General features: G+C 67.8%; 16 protein-coding genes, 1 tRNA gene and 2 pseudogenes. 10 read left to right on the top strand and 9 right to left on the bottom strand.

Annotated elements, in window-relative coordinates; translation table 11 throughout:
- Window positions 1-51: 51 nt before the first annotated feature.
- Genes B2G71_RS00200 through astD form a run of 5 tightly spaced genes read left to right on the top strand, consistent with a single transcriptional unit; the run spans window position 52 to window position 6118 of the window.
- The gene (locus tag B2G71_RS00200) at window positions 52-1077 is read left to right on the top strand and encodes a DUF1338 family protein (protein ID WP_098103766.1); all 1026 of its coding nucleotides are present in this window, start codon (window positions 52-54) and stop codon (window positions 1075-1077) included.
- A complete protein-coding gene (locus tag B2G71_RS00205) occupies window positions 1074-2501 on the top strand; it encodes an FAD-binding oxidoreductase (RefSeq protein WP_098103767.1) in 1428 nt (475 codons plus the stop codon). The genes B2G71_RS00200 and B2G71_RS00205 overlap by 4 nt, the downstream gene beginning before the upstream one ends.
- 4 nt (window positions 2502-2505) lie before the next feature.
- On the top strand, window positions 2506-3702 hold the full coding sequence (locus tag B2G71_RS00210) for an aspartate aminotransferase family protein (RefSeq protein WP_098103768.1): 1197 nt from the start codon (window positions 2506-2508) through the stop codon (window positions 3700-3702).
- Entirely contained in the window at window positions 3702-4706 is a 1005-nt protein-coding gene (locus B2G71_RS00215) for an arginine N-succinyltransferase (protein ID WP_098103769.1), read from the top strand. The genes B2G71_RS00210 and B2G71_RS00215 overlap by 1 nt, the downstream gene beginning before the upstream one ends.
- Before the next feature lie 5 nt (window positions 4707-4711).
- Complete coding sequence (gene astD, locus B2G71_RS00220; RefSeq protein ID WP_098103770.1) at window positions 4712-6118, top strand: succinylglutamate-semialdehyde dehydrogenase; 1407 nt, start codon at window positions 4712-4714, stop codon at window positions 6116-6118.
- Window positions 6119-6519: 401 nt separating this feature from the next.
- On the opposite strand, the pseudogene B2G71_RS24400 reads toward astD, so the two are convergent.
- Window positions 6520-6776 (bottom strand): annotated as a pseudogene (locus B2G71_RS24400) (strawberry notch C-terminal domain-containing protein); the annotation flags it as partial.
- 64 nt (window positions 6777-6840) lie between these two features.
- On the opposite strand from B2G71_RS24400, the pseudogene B2G71_RS00230 reads away from it, so the two are divergent.
- Window positions 6841-6954 (top strand): annotated as a pseudogene (locus B2G71_RS00230) (transposase); the annotation flags it as partial.
- Window positions 6955-7319: 365 nt separating this feature from the next.
- Here B2G71_RS00230 and B2G71_RS00235 read toward each other — a convergent pair.
- A tRNA-Thr gene (locus tag B2G71_RS00235) sits at window positions 7320-7395 on the bottom strand.
- Between the two features lie 132 nt (window positions 7396-7527).
- Here B2G71_RS00235 and B2G71_RS24715 point away from each other — a divergent pair.
- Window positions 7528-7656 (top strand): hypothetical protein, encoded by a 129-nt coding sequence (locus tag B2G71_RS24715; protein ID WP_276306893.1) that lies wholly within the window; start codon window positions 7528-7530, stop codon window positions 7654-7656.
- 321 nt (window positions 7657-7977) lie between these two features.
- Here B2G71_RS24715 and B2G71_RS00240 read toward each other — a convergent pair whose 3' ends face one another.
- Genes B2G71_RS00240 through B2G71_RS00255 form a run of 4 tightly spaced genes read right to left on the bottom strand, consistent with a single transcriptional unit; the run spans window position 7978 to window position 12313 of the window.
- Window positions 7978-9210: a hypothetical protein gene (locus tag B2G71_RS00240; RefSeq protein ID WP_098103771.1), complete on the bottom strand. Its 1233-nt coding sequence runs from the start codon at window positions 9208-9210 to the stop codon at window positions 7978-7980.
- 3 nt (window positions 9211-9213) lie between these two features.
- Window positions 9214-10023: a TIM barrel protein gene (locus tag B2G71_RS00245; protein WP_098103772.1), complete on the bottom strand. Its 810-nt coding sequence runs from the start codon at window positions 10021-10023 to the stop codon at window positions 9214-9216.
- Window positions 10023-11189, bottom strand: a complete 1167-nt coding sequence (locus B2G71_RS00250) for a sulfotransferase (protein ID WP_098103773.1) — start codon at window positions 11187-11189, stop codon at window positions 10023-10025. Before B2G71_RS00250 ends, B2G71_RS00245 begins: the two co-directional genes overlap by 1 nt.
- A gap of 2 nt (window positions 11190-11191) precedes the next feature.
- The gene (locus tag B2G71_RS00255) at window positions 11192-12313 is read right to left on the bottom strand and encodes an LLM class flavin-dependent oxidoreductase (protein WP_098103774.1); all 1122 of its coding nucleotides are present in this window, start codon (window positions 12311-12313) and stop codon (window positions 11192-11194) included.
- Window positions 12314-12423: 110 nt separating this feature from the next.
- On the opposite strand from B2G71_RS00255, the gene B2G71_RS00260 reads away from it, so the two are divergent.
- On the top strand, window positions 12424-13536 hold the full coding sequence (locus B2G71_RS00260) for a helix-turn-helix transcriptional regulator (protein WP_098103775.1): 1113 nt from the start codon (window positions 12424-12426) through the stop codon (window positions 13534-13536).
- Between the two features lie 24 nt (window positions 13537-13560).
- Here B2G71_RS00260 and B2G71_RS00265 read toward each other — a convergent pair whose 3' ends face one another.
- The 3 genes from B2G71_RS00265 to B2G71_RS00275 form a co-directional block, all read right to left on the bottom strand.
- Complete coding sequence (locus tag B2G71_RS00265; RefSeq protein ID WP_098103776.1) at window positions 13561-14979, bottom strand: porin family protein; 1419 nt, start codon at window positions 14977-14979, stop codon at window positions 13561-13563.
- A gap of 1 nt (window position 14980) precedes the next feature.
- Window positions 14981-16186, bottom strand: coding sequence for a transferrin-binding protein-like solute binding protein (locus B2G71_RS23940; RefSeq protein WP_098103777.1), 1206 nt, complete (start codon window positions 16184-16186; stop codon window positions 14981-14983).
- 198 nt (window positions 16187-16384) lie between these two features.
- Window positions 16385-16993 carry an HNH endonuclease gene (locus tag B2G71_RS00275; protein ID WP_098104365.1) on the bottom strand — a complete coding sequence of 203 codons (609 nt, stop codon included), beginning with the start codon at window positions 16991-16993 and terminating at the stop codon, window positions 16385-16387.
- Window positions 16994-17167: 174 nt separating this feature from the next.
- On the opposite strand from B2G71_RS00275, the gene gluQRS reads away from it, so the two are divergent.
- A complete protein-coding gene (gene gluQRS / locus B2G71_RS00280) occupies window positions 17168-18016 on the top strand; it encodes a tRNA glutamyl-Q(34) synthetase GluQRS (RefSeq protein WP_098103778.1) in 849 nt (282 codons plus the stop codon).
- Between the two features lie 4 nt (window positions 18017-18020).
- Complete coding sequence (locus B2G71_RS00285) at window positions 18021-18251, top strand: HIG1 domain-containing protein (RefSeq protein WP_098103779.1); 231 nt, start codon at window positions 18021-18023, stop codon at window positions 18249-18251.
- Window positions 18252-18253 lie beyond the last annotated feature (2 nt).

The following is an 18253-nucleotide window of genomic DNA, read 5'->3' on the forward strand; positions in this document are numbered from 1 at the left end:
CGCCGTCACGCGCTATCTGGCAGTTAACTCGCTATGATGAGGATTGTCCAGATGAGTTATAGGAATGAAGGGCATGTGCGGGCACTGGTCCGCTCGGTCGCCGGGGATGCCGGAGCGGACAAGCTGTTTGCCGCGCTCGCGCCGATGATGCCGGATGGCGCCGATGCGGGGAACACCATCAGCCGTGCCGCCTTCGCGGCGGCGATGAACGTGCTGCTGTTCGCCGATGTGCTCGATCGGGTGCCGAGCGGCGCGGCCTATGTCGCGAGCACCGTGGCGGCGGGCGGTACGGTCTGCTTCGACCATGGCGCGCTTCGCACGATAGCCCTGCCCGAAGGCGATACGGGGGGCTTGCCGCGCGGCGAACTCGCCTTCCGGCGCATCCTCGAGCCGCTCGGCTATGAGGAAGCGGCGCAATATCCGCTGCCGCGCCTCAGCATGACCGGCCATGCCTACAGCCATCGCGAGTTTCCCGAGACGATCCCGCAATTCTTCGTCAGCGAATTGCATGTCGACCTGTTCGACGGAGCGTTCGCCGAGGCGGCGGCGCGGGTGTTCGGCACCTCGCGCGATCCGCTCGACGCCGCCGCGCGCGATCTTCTGGCCCGCTTCGCCGCCGGCGAGCCGGTGGACTTCGCGTCGGCGGCCGGTGCGATGCCCGTCATTCTGGGCGCCTTTGGCCGACAGCATGATCGCCCCGCGCTCGGCGATTACGAGATCCTGAAGCGCTCCTCGGCCGAGGCCGCGTGGATCGCCACCGAGGGCAACGCCTTCAATCACGCCACCGACCGTGTCGCCGACGTCGCCAGTCTGTCGGAGGAGCAGAAGGCGCTTGGCCGGCCGATCAAGGAGCGCGTCGAATATTCGGCCAACGGGCGGGTTCGGCAGACGGCGTTCCGCGCCGATATGGTCGAGCGGGAATTCGACGTCGGCGAGGGCGAGACGCGCAGGCAGATCGTGCCGGGATCGTTCTACGAATTCATCAGCCGCGATGTCGATCCGGAGACGGGGAAGCTCGACCTGTCCTTCGACAGTGCCAATGCCACCGGCATTTTCGCGATGACCCGGGCCGCATGACGGCGGAACCGGGACTGCTGGGCGCGCTGGCGGAGATCGTCGGCGCGCGTCATGTGCTGACGCACCCCGACGATCTGGCGGCCTGTCGCGCCGACGGGCGCGGCGCGGAAGGCGGACTTCCCATGGCCGCGCTGCGACCGGCAAGCGCGCAGCAGGTCTGCGCGATCATGCGACTGGCGATGGCGCGTGCCCTGCGCGTCGTCGTGCAGGGTGCTCGCACCGGTTTGGTGGGGGGCGGCCTCCCCACCGACACGGAAGCGGATCTGGTCGTCAGCCTGGATCGCCTGTCGCGTCACATCGAGATAGACCCGGCCAACCGCACCGCGACCGTGGACGCGGGCGTGCGCCTGTCCGCGCTCAACGCCGTCGCGGCGGAATATGGATTGTTCCTGCCGATCGACCTTGGCGCCGATCCCATGATCGGCGGCATGATAGCGACAAATACCGGCGGCTCGCGGCTGCTGCGCTATTGCGACATGCGCGCCAACCTGCTGGCGCTCGACATGGTGCGCGCCAGCGAGGACGGCGAATTGCTGACTCTCGGCGCGCCGCTGCGAAAGAACAACACGGGTATCGATCTCAAGCATCTGCTCGTCGGCAGCGGCGGGTCGATGGGCATCGTGATGCGGGCGACCGTGTCGCTTCAGCCGCTGCCCGCCACGCGCCTTTCCGCGCTGATCGCGCTGCGCGAAGCCGACGCCGCGCTGCCGCTGCTGCAGGCCTGCGAAGCGGCGTTCGGAAGCGCGCTTTCGGCCTTCGAAGGGATGAGCGCCGCCGCGCTTGCGGCGGCCTTCGCGCATGTGCCGTCGCTGCGCCGGCCGTTCGAAACGCTGCCTTGCTACGCGCTGCTGATCGAATTGTCGGGCGGCAGCGCCTTTACCGAGGCGATGCTCGAAGAGGGACTCGCCGCCGTGCTGGCGCCCTTCATGGAAGGGGAGAACGCCGTCGTCGCCGATGCCGCGATCGACCGTCGCGACGATCTCTGGGCGATCCGCCACGCATTGCCAGAAGGGCTGCGCGCGAGCGGCGCGGTGGTCGCCTGCGACATCGCATTGAAGCGCGGCGATCTCATGCGCTTCCGCTCGATGGCGCGAGCGGCGCTCGCACGCGAGGCGCCGGGCTTCGTTCCGCACGACTTCGGCCATATCGGCGATGGCGGCCTGCACTATAATCTGGTCTGGCCGAAGCGCGACGGGCCGGTCGATCCCGAGCGCGCCGATCGCGCGCGCGCGCTGATCTTCGACATGGTGGTTCGGGATTTCGGCGGCAGCTTCAGCGCCGAGCACGGCATCGGCCCGCGCAACATGTCCTTTTACGCTCGCTTCGTTCCAGAGCCGCTGCGCCGGCTCGCGGGAGCGGTGCAGCATGTCGTGGCGCCGCGGCGCATGGGCCGGGTGGATTTTGGAATGACGGGAAACGGATAGGACTATGTCAAGCGAACTCATGGCGGTTTACAGCCGCGCGCCGGTGGAAGTGGAACGCGGCGAGGGCGTATGGCTCCATGCGCGCGACGGCCGCGTCTTTCTCGATTGCGTCGCCGGTATCGCGACCAACAGCCTCGGCCATGCCAATCCCGTTCTGGTCTCGGCGCTTGCCGAGCAGGCGACGAAGCTCTGGCACGTTTCCAATATCTTCCGGATTCCCGGGCAGGAGGAACTGGCTCGGCGTCTCACCGGGGCGACCTTCGCCGATACGGTTTTCTTCGGCAATTCGGGGTCCGAAGCCGTCGAATGCGCGCTGAAGACCGCGCGGCGCTATCATGCCGCTAACGGCGAGCCCGAACGGATCGACGTGATCGGTTTCTCGGGCTCCTTTCACGGCCGAACCTACGCGGCGGTGAATGCGTCGGGCAATCCGGCCTATCTCGAGGGCTTCGGCCCGCGGCTGCCGGGCTACGTCCAGCTCGACGTCGATGATCGCGACGCGATCGAGCAGGCCGTCCGCAAGCCCGGCGCGGCGGCGGTGATCGTGGAGCCGGTGCAGGGTGAAGGCGGGGCGCGGGCGCTGGACGAGGCGTGGCTGCGCCGCCTTCGCTCGCTCTGCGACGAAACCGGCGTCCTGCTGATCTTCGACGAGGTGCAGTCGGGCATGGGCCGCACCGGCCGCCTGTTCGCGCACCAGTGGTTCGACGGACTGGTGCCCGATATCATGGCCGTGGCGAAGGCGTTGGGCGGCGGCTTTCCGATCGGTGCCTGTCTCGCCACCGCCGAAGCGGCCAAGGGGATGACCGTGGGCGCGCACGGCTCGACTTTCGGCGGAAATCCGCTTGCCATGGCGGTCGGGATCGCGGCGTTCGACGAGATCGCCAAGGCGGACACGCTCGCCAATGTCACCGCCCTGTCGGCGCATCTCATGGAAGGGCTGGCCGCGATTGCCGCGCGGTTCCCGGACATCGTGGCGGACGTGCGCGGCAAGGGGCTGCTCATCGGCATCAAGCTAATCCCCAACAATCGCGAAATGATGGCGACCGCGCGCGATCATGGCCTACTGGTCGCGGGCGGCGGGGAGAACTGCGTGCGGATGCTGCCGCCGCTCAACATGACGCACGCGGAAGCGGACGAAGCGCTGTCGCGTCTCGAAGCCGCCTTCGCCGCGACGCGTGCGTCGCTGAGCCAGGACGCCTGATGCTGTTCGTCCGACCCGCCGGACCGGCCGATATCGAGACATTGCTGGAATTCGCCAATCTCTCGGGAAGGGGGTTCACCAGCCTGCCTGAAGACCGGCCGACGCTGGTCGACGCGCTGGCGCTGTCGCAGCGCAGTTTCGAGCGCGAGGCCGATCCGCAGAGCGCCCGCTACATCTTGTTCCTGGAAGACTCCGAGACCGGGCTGGTCGACGGGGTCGCCGCCGTCAAGGGCAGCGTCGGCAAGGACCGTCCGCACTTTTCCTTCCGCATGGTGACGCTCTCGCAGCATTCGAACGCGGTCGGCACGCGCTTTGATCATCAGGTGCTGCTGCTGGTCAACGAATGCGGAGCGTGCTCGGAAGTGGGAACGCTGTTCCTGCGCCCGGACAGACGCCGCAACGGGGCGGGCAGCCTGCTCGCTCGTTCACGCTACCTGCTGATCGCGTCCGCCCCGGACCGGTTCGCGCCGACGATCATGGCGGAGCTGCGCGGCTGGTTCGATGATCAGGACAACAGCCCTTTCTGGGACGGGATCGCCAGCAAGTTCTTCCGCCTGTCGTTCGAGGACGCGGACCGGATGATCACGCTGACCGACGGTCAGTTCATCATCGACCTGGCGCCGCATCATCCCATTTATCTGGAACTGGTGAATGGCGGCGCGCGCGACGCGATCGGAAAAGTGCACCGCCATGGCGAACCCGCGCTGCGCATGCTCGAAAAGGAAGGTTTCTCCCGTTCGGGACTGGTCGACATATTCGACGGCGGCCCGACCATGACCTGCGCGCGTGACAGTATCGCCACGATCCGCAATGCCCGGCGGCTGCCGGTGCGCATCGGTGAACCGGCCGAGGCGCGGCCGCTTCTGGTGACGCCCGGATCGCTGCGCGACTTCCGCGTGGTGCGGGCAATGGCGCAAGTCATGGAAGCGATGCTCGTCCTGCCGGCCGAGGCGGCGCGCTTGCTGGGCGTATCCGAAGGCGATGTCGTGACGGTGAGTGAGTGAGTAACATGATGCTGCGTTCGATCGATCCCGCCGATGGCGCGTTGCTTTGGGAAGGTCCGCACGACGACGTCGGCGGCTGCGAGGCGGCGGTGGCACACGCGCGGCAATCCTTCGCGGGCTGGTCGCGCACGCCGCTGGCCGAAAGGGTGGCCATTGCCCGCCGCTACGCGGCGCTGCTGAAGGAGCAGGCGGACGAGGTGGCGCGGCTGATCTCGCGCGAGACGGGCAAGCTGCTCTGGGACAGCCGGGGCGAAGTCGCCGCGATGATCGGCAAGGTCGAGATATCGATCGCCGCCCAGGCGGAACGCGCCGGTTTTCGCGAGCAGGACATGCCGTTCGGGCGTGCGGTTCTGCGCCATCGCCCCCACGGCGTGATGGCCGTACTTGGCCCCTACAATTTCCCGGCGCATTTGCCCAACGGGCACATCGTCCCGGCGCTGCTCGCGGGCAATACGGTGATCTTCAAGCCATCGGAGGAAACGCCGGCGATCGGGGCGCTGATGGCTGGACTCTGGTCCGACGCGGGCCTTCCTCCCGGTGTGCTGCAGCTCGTGCAGGGCGCGCGGGAAACCGGCGCGGCGTTGATCGGCGGCGACATCGACGGGTTGCTCTTTACCGGCTCGGCGGCGGCCGGGCGTCATTTCCGACACGCCTTGGTCGACCGGCCCAAGGTGATCCTGGCGCTGGAACTGGGTGGAAACAATCCGCTGATCGCCTGGGACGGCGCGCCCGAGGCGGTGGCATCGCATGTCATCCATTCGGCCTTCCTCACGACCGGCCAGCGCTGCTCCTGCGCGCGGCGGCTGATCCTTCCCGAAGGCGCCCAGGGCGACCGTATACTGTCGGCCGTGGAGGCCCGGGCGGCCGCGTTGCCGATCGGCGCATGGGATGACGCGGGCGAGGCCTTCATGGGGCCGCTCGTTTCCGCCCGCGCCGCCGCGACCGCGCGCCGTGCGCTGGCGGCACTCGTCGAAGCGGGCGCGCGCACGCTGCTGCCCGCGCATGTGCCCGCAGGGCGCAACGACGCGTTCATGTCGGCAGCCCTGCTCGACGTTACGGGTGTCGCCATGCCCGATGCCGAGATATTCGCGCCCGTCCTGCAGGTCGTGCGCGTGCCCGATTTCGACGCGGCGATTCAGGTGGCGAATGCCACGGCATTCGGCCTTTCGGCGGGCCTGCTCTCGCAGGACGAGACGCTGTGGCAGCGCTTTTCGACCGAGATACGCGCGGGCGTGGTCAACTGGAACCGGCCGACGACTGGCGCGTCCTCCGCAATGCCCTTCGGAGGCTTGGGCGAATCGGGCAATCATCGTCCGAGCGCCTATTATGCTGCGGATTATTGCGCTTTTCCCGCAGCGAGTTTCGAAGCGGCGACGGTCGAGGCGCTGCCCATCCCGGGTATGGGGCCGTGAAGACGTCCGGCGAGCGCTGCCCCAAGCGATCAGTCAGGAACCGGGCAGGTCAATGCGCCGTTCCGGATTCGCTCATGAACAGATCCCGGGCCAGGGGCGCCCGATGCGAATTGTTCCTGCGCGACCTCGATGGCTCTGCTGATCACCGGATTGCTCAGCGAACTCTTGCGGAAAAACGAGCCCGCCGGGAAAGGTGCAGGCGTAGTGCTGCGGCGCGATGCGATGAGCGCATCCGCGTTCGCGCGAGGGCGAAGCCAGATGATCGCTGAGATATCCGACGTAGGCCCCCGACACGATGAAGAAGATCGCACGGATTGCAGAAATCCCGTCGTAGGGTATCGCTCGGGGTATTTGTCGCGTTATGGTTTATAAAAAACTAAGTTAATCAATAGATTAGAAAGATGGAGACTCCCTCCTCCGGTTCCACCGGCGTCGGACAAGACGAGGATGCGCTTGTCCCCGTCCATGAATGCGCCGGTCTCGCGATTGCGGCTTTTGCGATCCGTCGGGGCCGATCACGAGGCGCCGGATGCGCCCGGTCACTTCGGCGACCTGATCGGTGCCGAACCGCTCGATGAGGGCGTCGAGTGCGGTTGCGATCGGAGGGAGCGCACACATGCTCGATCATGGCGTCGCGGGCCGCGAGCGCCGAGCGGCACTGAATAGCCCCTAGATTTCCTCCAGACATAAGCAGAGTCCAGCCCTGACAAGGAGACGGACGGATGAAGCGGAGCAGGTTCCGCGAGGAGCAGATCATCGCTGTTTTGAAGGAGCAGGAGGCCGGGATGGCAACGGCGGAAGTGTGTCGCCGCCACGGGATCAGCTCAGCGACCTTTTGCACCGCGGGTGCCGAAACCGGACAGTCCGGAAACGGCCCACTTTCTGCCGTTGCTAGTCATTCCTCTAATGGCGGCCACCGTCGAGCGATTCCAGGGTGCTCCACGACCCAAGCTCGACCCAAAGGCTAACCTATTTCCGCCACCAGCCGCTCCAGACACAAGGCCCAGCGTTTCCTAGACAGAGTGCGGATCCCCGATCGAGCCAATGCTCCTTCAACCCGATGAACCGCAACGATAATGCCAACGCCCTTCCAGCCGCGCGTGGGTCACCCCTGGGTCGAAGTCCTTCCAGCAGGCAAAAAACCAACCATCGAGCGAACGCACTTTCGCCCATAAGCCAACGATTTTCCTAGGGAAAGTAGTGGTGCCGCAGAAGGGACTCGAACCCCCGACCCCAACATTACGAATGTCGTGCTCTACCAGCTGAGCTACTGCGGCGTGCTTGGGGACTGGCCCTCGGCAGGGGGCGGCATTTACCGGGGGTGGGCGGGTCGTGCAAGGGGGATTCGCGGCGGGGCGTCGGCGGGTCCGTCCGGCCGGGGAGTGGGATCGCATGCGCGGTGCATTCTCGTGCTGGATAGGGACGAAGCGACGGTGGCGGCGGTGACCGTGCCGCTTGCGAGCGACGGCTGGCGCGTGGAAGGCATGGCCGCGCTGGAGACGCCGGAGCGCCTGCCCGCGCCTCCCCCGATGCGCTGATAAGCGGCGCCGTCGCGGCGCCACCCGAGGCGCGCGTCGTCGATGCGCTCGCGCCGTTCGCGATGCGGCCGATCGAAGCGGTCTGCGCCGCGCCCCGCGAGGCGACGGCACGCTCCGGACAGCGCTCGCGCGCGCTCGGCGCCCCCTCTCTGCGTGACCGGCTGCCGAATCGCGCGAGGTGTCGAGCTGGTCCGCCTCGCGACACCCGCCGCCGCGCCCGGGCCGCTGGTCCTGTGTCCCGCGGTCGCGGGCGATTCTCTCGACGGCCTTGTGGTCGAGGCCGACGGCGAGTCTCACTCTCGCCGCGTTCCGCGCTGATCGTCAGATCCCGAAGCGCAGCTTGACCGCGCGGTAGCGTTCGCGCAGCATCGCCGCGCGCTCCTGCGGCGTCACCATGGCGGTGTCGCCGGGCAAGTGCGCCATAAGCTCGGCGCGTTTCACCAGCCTGGTGGTGATCGTCGCGGCATTCTGGCTCATCAGGTTGCGGTAGGTCAGGTTGCCGTCCGAGAAACGCTGCGTGTCTAACCAGTTGTGCACGCCGGGATCGTCGTGCGCGAGCACCAGCCGGATCATCCCGTCGCCGTCGACCCTGGTGCGCGCGGGGGTGTAGCTCGTCGGCCGGTGGAGAAAATCCATCGAGCCGGCGAACGGCCCGCCCATGCCGAAGATCCAGAAGCCGTCGTGCGCTGGCATCTCGACGATCAGCGCCTCGTCGGCGGCGAGCCGCCAGACCATGTGCGCCGCCATCCGCCCGCGCTTGGCGTCGTCGGCGGTATTGGCCGAGGCGCCGGGGAATTCGTTGCGCCGTTCGGGATCGCATACGCCGCCCGAGGTCATCCAAGAATGTTCGGGCCACTGCTCCATCAGCCCCGTGACGAAGCGGCCGGCCCAGTCCATCGCCTCGATCATCTGCGCCGGGCTCGCCATGGGGCGCGGCTCGGCCATGCCGACGCGCTCGATGGTGAGCGTGGTGGGCGTCTCGCCCCAGGCGTCGAAGGCTTCGCGGATGAACAGCTTGCGGCTGCCGGGCGTGGTCGGCAGCCAGTTTCCGGCCCGCTCCTCGCCGCCGACGATCAGTTCGAAGTTCCCCTCGGCATCGGTTTCGAGCCGCGAGCCCAGAATGTTGCACTCGGGCACGTCGCCGAAGGGTTCGTGCAGCGGCGGCCAGTCGGTGCCGGGAATGCGGTCGGGCTTGGGGCCTTGCACCGTCAGGTTGAACCAGCGCGCGGTGCCGCGCTTGCCGGTGATGCGGTAGACGTGCTCGCCCGAGATCCATGCCTGCCGATAGGTGAAGTCCGACACGTCGCCGCCCAGCTTCATCGTCGGCGTGGTGAAATAGTGGATCTGCGGGAAGGCCGGGTCGCGCGTCTCGAGCGCGAGGTCGAAGGCCTGCCCGAGGTTCTGCGTGAGGAAGCGGAAGCCGTCGGCCCGGTGGATGTCGGCGGCGGGATTGGCGTCCTTGAAGGCGTAAGTGCCCGCGCGTTTCAGTTCGTCGCAGAAATGCTCCCACGCGGCCTTGAGGTCTTCGTCGGCGGTTCCGTCGCCATAGGCCATCGGTCAGGCTCCCAGTCGTTCGAGGATTGCGGACAGGTTTTCGGCGGCGCGCAGGCAGGCCTCGCGCGGGCCTTCCTCGGCGATCCGCGGTCCGGTCAGCTCGAGGTCGAACACGCCCTGGTAGCCAGCCTCGAGCAGCCAGCCGATCTGGCGTTCGAGCGGGACCATGCCGTCGCCCGGCACCGCACGGCAGGGCGTGCAGCGATCGCCGGCGACGTAGTCGCTCACCTGCACCAGGCGGGTGAGCGGCATGGCGCGCGCGAATTTCTCCCGAAGGCCGCCTTCGAACCATCCCGCGCCCAGATCGAGGCACACGCCGATGCCCGCGATCTCGGCGAGGCGGATCGTGTCGTCGATAGTATGGGCGATGTGGATGTCCGCGTTGAGACAGTTCGCGTTCTCGACCAGCAGGCGCACTCCGCGCGCTTCGGCGAGGGCGCGACACGGCGCGATCAGCGCGGCGAGCCGCTCGGCGGCGGCCTCCCAGTCGAGCGAACCGCGTCCGCCGCTGACGATGTAGAGCTGCGTGGCGCCGAGCGTCGCGGCGGCCTCGATCGCCTCACACAGGCGCTGCGCCGCCTCGCCGGTATCATGCTCGATGTCGGGAAAGCGCGCGAAGGGATGGTTGAGCGTTATCGGACGCGGGCCGCCGGGGGCGAGAGCCTCCTGCATTTCGGCAAGCACGCCTTCACCCAGCAGGTGCGGATTGACCAGCGTCATCGCCGCGATCCCTGCCTCGCGGCATACGTCGATGAAGGCGCGCGATGGTTCCCCCATGAAGGCGACCTGGTGGAGGCACACGCGCGGATGCATCAGTCGCGCTTTTCGATCGGAACGTCGAAGCGCTCGCGGAAGGGGCGAAATTCCTCGTTCAGTTCGTCTAGGTCATAGCCCGCGTCGGTCAGGACCCTGGTCGAGTAGTGGAACTTGCCGTGGCGATCGCCCTTGTTTTCGGCGAGATAGCCGCGCATTGCCGTTTCCTGCCGCTCGCCGAAGTCGCGGCCGGCGAAGGCGTAATAGCCGCGCAGCGTGCCGATCGGGTCGGAAACGAAATCGCGGTAGCGCACGTGATGGATGCGCGGATCGTCGGTCAGCGGATTGCTCATCGTGTTGCCGATCGACCAGCGCACGCGTTCGAGATGCATCTTTGCCTCTTTGACGAGGTCGATCTCGCCGACGATGCCTTCCATGATGTCGCGCATCATCATCGTCGAACTGGCCGCGACCATCACCGGGTCGCGGTGCAGCCAAACGAGGCTGGCATCGGGATAGGCCTCGAAGAAGGCTTCGAGCCGCGTCGTGTGAAAGCCCTTGAGCACCCAGTATTTCTTTTCGCGGCCATACTGGAACGCCTGCAGCATGGCCTTGTGGATGCGGTATTGCGCGACCGGATCGGTGGGCAGGCCGAACGAGAGGTTCTGCATCGGCACGCGCCACCAGGCGGTGGGGGTCATCACCCGGAAATCGAAGGCCCAGGTGCGCTCGTCCTCGGGCAAGCCCTCGCCGAGCATGTCGTTGTAGGGGTGGCAGTGCAGCCACTTCCACATCTTGGTGTTGATCTCGCGCCACTCCGCGTCGGCAAGCGCGCGGCGCGGGTCGGGGATGTCGACGGTGCCCGGAGGCGGCGAAGGGTGCATCACCTCCCAGAAGCGCAGCGCACGCGCATCGGGATCGACGCTCATCAGCGCGTGCATCAGCGTGGTGCCCGATCGCGGCTCGCCGGTGGCGAAGAGCGGGCGGTCGATCACTTCGTCGGCGAGCGGATAGTCCTTGCGGTCCTGGAAGAAGCGGAGCCGGTCGGTGAGCAGCCAGTGGATGTTGTCCGCCGCTGCCCGCCGCCCGGCCTCGTCCATCGGGATCGTGTCGATGTGCGCCACGGCGAGCGCGAAGCGTTCGGGAAAGCCCTCGTCGCCCCAGTCGGCGAGGCCGGTTTCGGCCGTCGCGCTACCGAGCAGCGCCTGCGCGTCGAGATCCGCCATGCTCAGGCCTCCAGCAGCTTCTGGATCTCGTCCTCGGTCTCGCGCACCTTGGCCGCCGAGCTTGCCGAGAACCGCGCGCCGCCCATCGCGCCGTATTCCATCAGCTTGTAAACCTTCACGCCCGCGTCGATGAAGCCCTTGATCTTCGCCGCCACCTGCCTGGGCGTGCCGACTGGGAAGATGTCGCGGATCGCCTGGGTGTCGAGCTGATCGCAGAACTCGATCATCCGCTCGCGCGTCAGCACCGCCGGGTTGAGGTCGTGGATACCGCGCCATTCGGGCCCCATCGGGTGCTCGTGGCCGAACTGGCGCAAGTCCTCGGCGGTCTGCATCAGGATGATCGACTTGACCATCGGCTGCTCGAGCATCTCGGCGGTCTCGCCCTCGTCGCCGATCAGGCAGATCTGGGTGAGCGCGGGGGTGAAGTGGCTCATGTCGCGGCCCACCGCGTCGCCGGCGTCGAGGATCACCTTGAGCTTGGCTGCGAAGTCCTCGGGCGTATAGGTGCCCGCCGGCCACCAGCCGTCGGCCTCGCGCCCGGTGATGCCGAGCATGCGCGGACCGACGCAGCCGGTCCAGATCTCGGGCGCCTTGCCGTCGTAGAGCTCGGTGTCGAGCCGGGCGTGCTCCAGCCGATAGAACTTGCCCTCGAAATCGACGAGCCCGTCCGAGTGCCACAGCAGCTTGATGACCTTGATCGCTTCCTCGAAGCGCCCGACCGGCTTTTCGAAGCTGAAGCCGTAGGGCACGGTGTTTTCCAGCTCGCCCGCGCCGAGGCCGAGAATGAAGCGGCCCTTCGACAAGTGGTCGATGGTGAGCGCGGTCTGCGCGAGCATGACCGGGTGGCGGCGGATCGTGTCCACCACCGTCGTCGCGATCGGTGTGTTCTTCGTGAGCACCGCCGTCGCCGAGGCCACCGCGAGGCCGTCGAGGTGGCGGTGCGGGCTCGGCGAATGGATCGCGAGGTCGGTGAACTCGGGCGTCCAGATCGAATCGGGCCAGAAGCTCACATAGTGGTCGGGCAGCCAGATCGAATGGTAACGTCCCGAATCGAATTCGCCGACCATGTCGATGCCGAGCGGCAGCGTGGTACGCAGAAAGGCGGCTGGCTGGGCCTTGGTCATCGTCGCTCTCTCCCTTCGCGCCGGAGCGATGCCTGTGCGCCGCGCGATTGTCTGGGGCCGACTTGTGGGATAGGCACGCGGGCAAGAAAATTCCCATTTGGGGATAGAGGATGCTTGCTCGCGAGGATGCCGACTGGCTGCTGGAGCCGCTCGTCTCGGGGATGGTCGAGGACCCGCCCTGGACGACCTTTCTCGACCGGCTGCGCGAACGCGCCGGCGCGGACTATTGCAGCATCGTGTTCCGCCCGCTGCCGAGCGGGACGCCCGAGGCGCGGGTGATCCATCTCTATTCGGGCCGGCCCTCGCCGCCCGGCGTCTCGCAGGACTACCGCGACACGCTCTACGCGCTCGATCCGATGCCCTATCACGAGATGGTCGAGGGCCGCGTCTACGCGCTGCCCGAACTGCTCCAGTTCGACGATCCCGCGCACATGGAGTTCCTGGGCAAGCTGCTGGTGCCTTCGGGCATGAACCATATGCGCATGGTGCGCTTCGCCGAGCCGGGCGGGGCGAGCGGCTGGGTCACGCTCACGCGCGCCGCGGGCGATCTCGCGCCCGAGGTCGACGGCCTGCTCGCCGCCCTCATGCCGCATCTGCGCGCCGCCTCGCGGGTCGCCGTCGCGCTAGAGCGTGCGCGCATGACCGCCGCCGTCGCGACCGAGGCGGTGCGGCGGATGAGCTTCGGCTGGGTGACGCTGGACGGTGAGGGGCGCGTGCTCGACAGCGACATCAACGGCGCGGCGATGCTGGGGCGCGGCGAACGGCTCGCGCGCGGGCGCGACGGCCGCCTGACCTCGCGCGATCCCGCCTTGCGGCAGGAGATCGGCGCGGCGGTGAGCGCGCTGCTCGGCAATCCGCAGGCGCGCCCGCACGCCATCGTCCTCAGCCGTGAGCCCTGGCTCGACCTGCTGCTCGTCGCCTCGGCGCACCGCATGGGCACGACCCGCGCGGCGCCGGCGCTGGTGGCCTATGTCCACGCCGACAACTGGTCCTCGGCGGATCGCTGTGAGCAGCTTGCGCAACTGTTCGATCTCGCGCCGAGCGAGGCGCGCCTGGCGCTCGCGCTCAGCCGCGGCATGTCGATCGCGGAGTCGGCGGGCGAACTCGGCCTGACCGTCGAATCGGCGCGGACCTATTCGAAGCGGATCTACGCCAAGACCGGCGCGCGCGGACAGGCGGACCTTGTCCGCTTCATCCATCGCAGCGTTCTCGCGATCGCCTGAGAGCGTGGGGCCGCGCCCGGCTGCTCAGAAATAGCGCGCCAGCTTGAACTGCACGCGATGGCGATCGCTGGCGTAGAGGTCGTAGTTCGAATCGACCCTGATGTAGTTGTACTCCATCGAGGGCGAGAAGCCGGCGACCCGCACTTGCCTGAGGCCCACGTAGGCGCGGCCCTGGATGCGCCAGTCCTCGCGGCGCTCGAACGAGAAGAAGGGCTGCGCCTCGTCGAACTTCGACCAGGTCGCGGCGCCGGAAAGGCCGGCATTGATCCCCAGCGGAAGTTCGCCGCCGATGCCGCCGCTCACGCCCAGGGTCTTGTTCGAATAGGCATCGAAGTCGTCCATCTCGCGCCGCCCGATCAGGCTGGCCGAGACGATCGCCGACTTGGCGATGACCTGCTCGTAAGTGAGGTTCGCGCCGAGCTGCCAGCCGTCGTAGCCCGAATTGATCCGCGAGACGTTGTGCCGCGCGTCCACTTGCAGCGCGACGCGGCGGTCTAGCCCGATCTCCTGCTGCAAGGTGGCGCGCGCGCCGAACTGGCGCGCGGCGGTCTCGCCGCCGTACCAACGATTCAGCGCGACGGCCTGGAGCGTCAGGTTGCGACCCTCGCCGAGCCGGAACTCGGGCCCGCCCGCGACTTGCGCGGTATAGTCGTCGAAGTCGGCGCCGTCGTAGTTGATCATCGACAGGTTGGTGTCGAAGACCAGCGACATGCGCTCGGCGGTGGGCAGGCGCAGGCTGGCATAGCCGCTCGCGGTCACGCCCACGCCCGAGCGTTCGCGCGCCGCGTCGTCGAGCCGGAGCGGCAGCCGGGTCGAACCGAAGTTGACGTCGATCGTCTCGGCGGCGGTGGCCGAGTTGATGTTGCTGTCGGGCGCGAAACCGAAGTCGAAGCCGAAGCGCAGGCGGCGGTTCGAGCGGATCACGTTGCGCGCGTCGCCGATGATCCGGGCGATGTCCTCGGGCAGGCTTTCGTCCTGCGCGGCGAGGCGCAGGTGATATTCGGCGCCGTCGTAGTCGCGCATCGCCATCAGCGCGCGCGCGAGTTCGAGCCGCACGCGGGTCTGTTCGGGATGGTTCTCGAGGACCCGGCGGAAACGCTTGACCGCGCCCTTGGTGTCGCCTTCGCCGAGGTGCATCAGCCCATCGAGAAAGCCGTAGGGGATATCCATGCCGGGCGCGTCGCGCAGCGCCGCAACCAGCGGGCGCGCCTCGTCGTACTTGCGCGCGAGCACCAGCTTTTCGGCGAGCGCGAGCATCTGCCCGGGTTCGAGCCGGACGCTGCAGCGTCCGTCCGCGCACGAAGTCGGCGCGAGCGCGGCGAGACGGGTCGCGGCCTGCGGTCCGCCCGAGGCGGGCGCCTCCTCGGCACGCGCGCCGCCGGCGAGCAGGGCCACGCCCGCCGCCGCGCAGGCGATGGCGAGACGCGGCGATCGATCGGTCATGCTACTTGCCGATGAAGGCGCCGAGAATGTCGATCCGCTCGTCGGGCGTGCCGCCGACGATGCGGAAGCCGCCGCCCACTTCCTCGGCCGCCGGACCGTAGAACGCGCCGTCGAGGCTCGATCCGGCGATGTTCACGTCGTAGCGGGTGCCGTCGGGATTGACGAAGCCGGCTTGCGAGAACTCGCCTTTGAAGCCGCCGAAGTTGGCGAGGTTGATCGTGCCCGCGCCCGTCGCGCTGAACGTCGCGCCGCCGGCGATGACACCCTCGCCCGAGAAGCCCGAGACGCCGTCGTCCTGCGTCGGGAAGGCGGTGCCGGCCAGCGTCAGTCCGACCGTGTCGGCGCCGAAATCGACCGCGAGGTTCGCGGTGCCTTCGACCCACTGGAAATAGCTCGGCAGGATCGCCGAGCCGATCTGGCTCTGGCCGTCGAGCGTCGGGTTGAACACCATCGTCGCCAGCATCGAGCCTTCGTAGGTCGCGCCGCCGCTCTTGGGTACGTTCGCGGTATTGGTCAGCTCGCCGAAGGCGAAGGCGCCGCGCTGGAGGTTGAGGCTCTCGAGCGTGTAGGTATTCTCGGTCTCGTCGGCGAGAGTCTCGGTCTCTTCGGTCCAGGTCACGTCATTGCGGACATAGCCGGCATAAGTCACGTACTGGGTCTCGCTGCCCGGTTTGAGAACGAAGAGCGTGGTCGCCGAGGCCGAGGCTTCGGGTATGCCGAAAGGCGGCGTGTCGGTGGTGCCGAGCGACGCGCCGCCCGAGGAGCTTCCCGCCTCGAGATACGTGACGTTCGGGTTCGCGAGCCGGGGCGTGCCGAACTGCGGCTGCCGGGCGCCGTCGAAATCGGTGCGCTGCGCCGGATCCTGATAGCGCGATTCGACATTGGCACCCGAAAGGTTGTCGGTGATCGACAAGGTGTAGATGGCGTCGCGCGGATCGTAGGAGATCGAGATCGACGAATTGCGCGCCGTGGTCGCGTTGCCCTGGTAGAGCTGGCCCGACTGGCCGCGGCAGCAATCGCGATCCTGCACGTTGTAGCTGTAGGTGTGCGTCCCGCCGATGCCCTGATAGGTCTTGGCTTCGGTCGGATTGGCGAAGCTGTGCGACTGCGATCCGTTGCCAGGCGTCGGCGCGCTGACGACGTCGGCTCCGGCTCCGCCGCAAGCGCCCAGGAAACACGTCGCACTCAACACCAGATACTTGCGCATGGATAAAGTCCCCGATCCGAATTTGCGAAACGGGACCTAGAGGAACGAGGTTAACGACGGGTAAAGTTACCGCCGGTTCGGCATGTCGGCGGGCCGCGTTCGAGGCCCTGTCAGGGCCGGTGCCGCAAGCGCGTCACCGCGGCGGTGAGTGCGCGAAACGAGCTTGCGAGCGCATGCGCCGCCCGCGCGAAACCCGGCTCAGGCCTCGAGTTCGACGTCCCAGTAGAGCCAGTCGCGCCAGGTCTCGTGCAGATAGTTGGGCGGGAACGCGCGGCCGCGTTCCTGGAGCTGCCAGTTGGTCGGCCGGATCGGCTGGACGATCGGCGGCATCTTCGCCTGCTGCGGCGTGCGCCCGCCCTTCTTCATGTTGCACGGGGCGCAGGCGGTGAGGATGTTTTCCCAGCTCGTGCGTCCGCCGAGGCGGCGCGGCACGACGTGGTCGAAAGTGAGGTGCTGCTGCGATCCGCAGTACTGGCAACTGAAGCGGTCGCGCAGGAAGACGTTGAAGCGGGTGAACGCGGGAAACTCGGACGGCCTGACATACTGCCTGAGCGCGATCACCGAGGGGATCTGCATCGTCCAACTCGGGCTGTGGACGGCGCGGGCGTAGCTTTCGAGGATGTCGACGCGTTCGAGCACCACCGCCTTGATCGCGGTCTGCCAGGGCCAGAGGCTGAGCGGGTAGTACGAAAGCGGCGTGTAGTCGGCGTTGAGAACGAGGGCAGGGCAATCGGCAAGATTTCTGGAGGGGTCCTCCGAGGCGCTGCGGAATCGGGCCGCGCGCTCTATCAGCTCCGACTTGAGCATGGCCTCCAATTGCAGGCCGTCATTGCGGTTTGATGGCAGCGCATGGCGGTTAATCAGCACCTCGGCGACACCCCGTCAAGTCACCAGCCCCGGCAATCGTGGTCTGCCCGGGCAAAATCCACAGGTAAGCCTGCGCGTTTGCAGCGAGGGGCCGCCCGGCCTAGGCCCGAGGCGATGATCCGCACGCGCTTCGCCCCTAGTCCCAACGGTCCGCTGCATCTCGGCCATGCCTACGCGGCGATCCGGGCGCACGACCTCGCGCGGACACGCGGCGGGCAGTTCCTGCTGCGGATCGAGGATATCGACGGCGAACGCAGCCGCCGCGAATGGATCGACGAACACCTCGCCGATCTCGCCTGGCTCGGTCTCGCCTGGGACGCGCCGCCGGTGTTCCAGTCGAGCCGGCTCGACGCCTACCGCGAAGCCGGAGACGGGCTCAAGGCCGCCGGGCTGCTCTATCCGTGCCGCTGCACCCGCGCCGAGATCGCCGCCGCGTCGACGCATGCGGGGCCCGACGGACCGATCTATCCGGGCACCTGCCGCGGGCGCCACGTCGATCCCGCAGGCGCGGCCTGGCGGCTCGACATGGCAAAGGCGATCGAGCGTGCGGGCCCGCTCGAATGGACCGACGAGATCGCCGGACCGCAAGCGGCGCGCCCCGAGCGATTTGGCGATGTCGTGCTGCTGCGCAAGGAGCTGCCCGCCAGCTATCATCTTGCCGCGACGCTCGACGACGCCGCCGACGGTGTCACGCTGGTGACGCGCGGGATGGACCTGTTCGCGGCGAGCCACGTGCATCGGCTGCTGCAGGCGCTGCTCGGCCTGCCGGTGCCGGTCTGGCATCATCACCCGCTGCTCGTCGAGGCCGACGGGCGCAAGCTCGCCAAGCGGCGCGGGTCGGGCGCCGGGGCCTTCGGGCTCGCCGATCGCCGCCGCGCCGGCGGGGACGGACGCGCGCTGGCCGACGCGCTCAGGGCGGGCGACCTCCCCGCTGGTATTTCGCTGTCACAAGGTTTACATTGAGCGCATGTCCTACGTTCTCGTCCCCCTCATCATCGCCCTCATGATCATGGTCGTCGTCAGCCTCGTGCGGGGCATCGCGGCCTTCCTGCAGAGCACGCGCGAGGATTTGGAGCGCGATCCGGGCACGGGGGCCACCGAGATGCAGCTCATGCAGAACCGGATGATGTTCGCGCGCATCAAGTATCAGGCGGCGGCGGTTCTGGTCGTCGCGCTGCTGCTCGCGATGTCGCGCTGAGG

Origin of the sequence: Novosphingobium sp. PC22D (assembly GCF_002556635.1) — a bacterium.
Taxonomy (GTDB): Bacteria; Pseudomonadota; Alphaproteobacteria; order Sphingomonadales; family Sphingomonadaceae; genus Novosphingobium.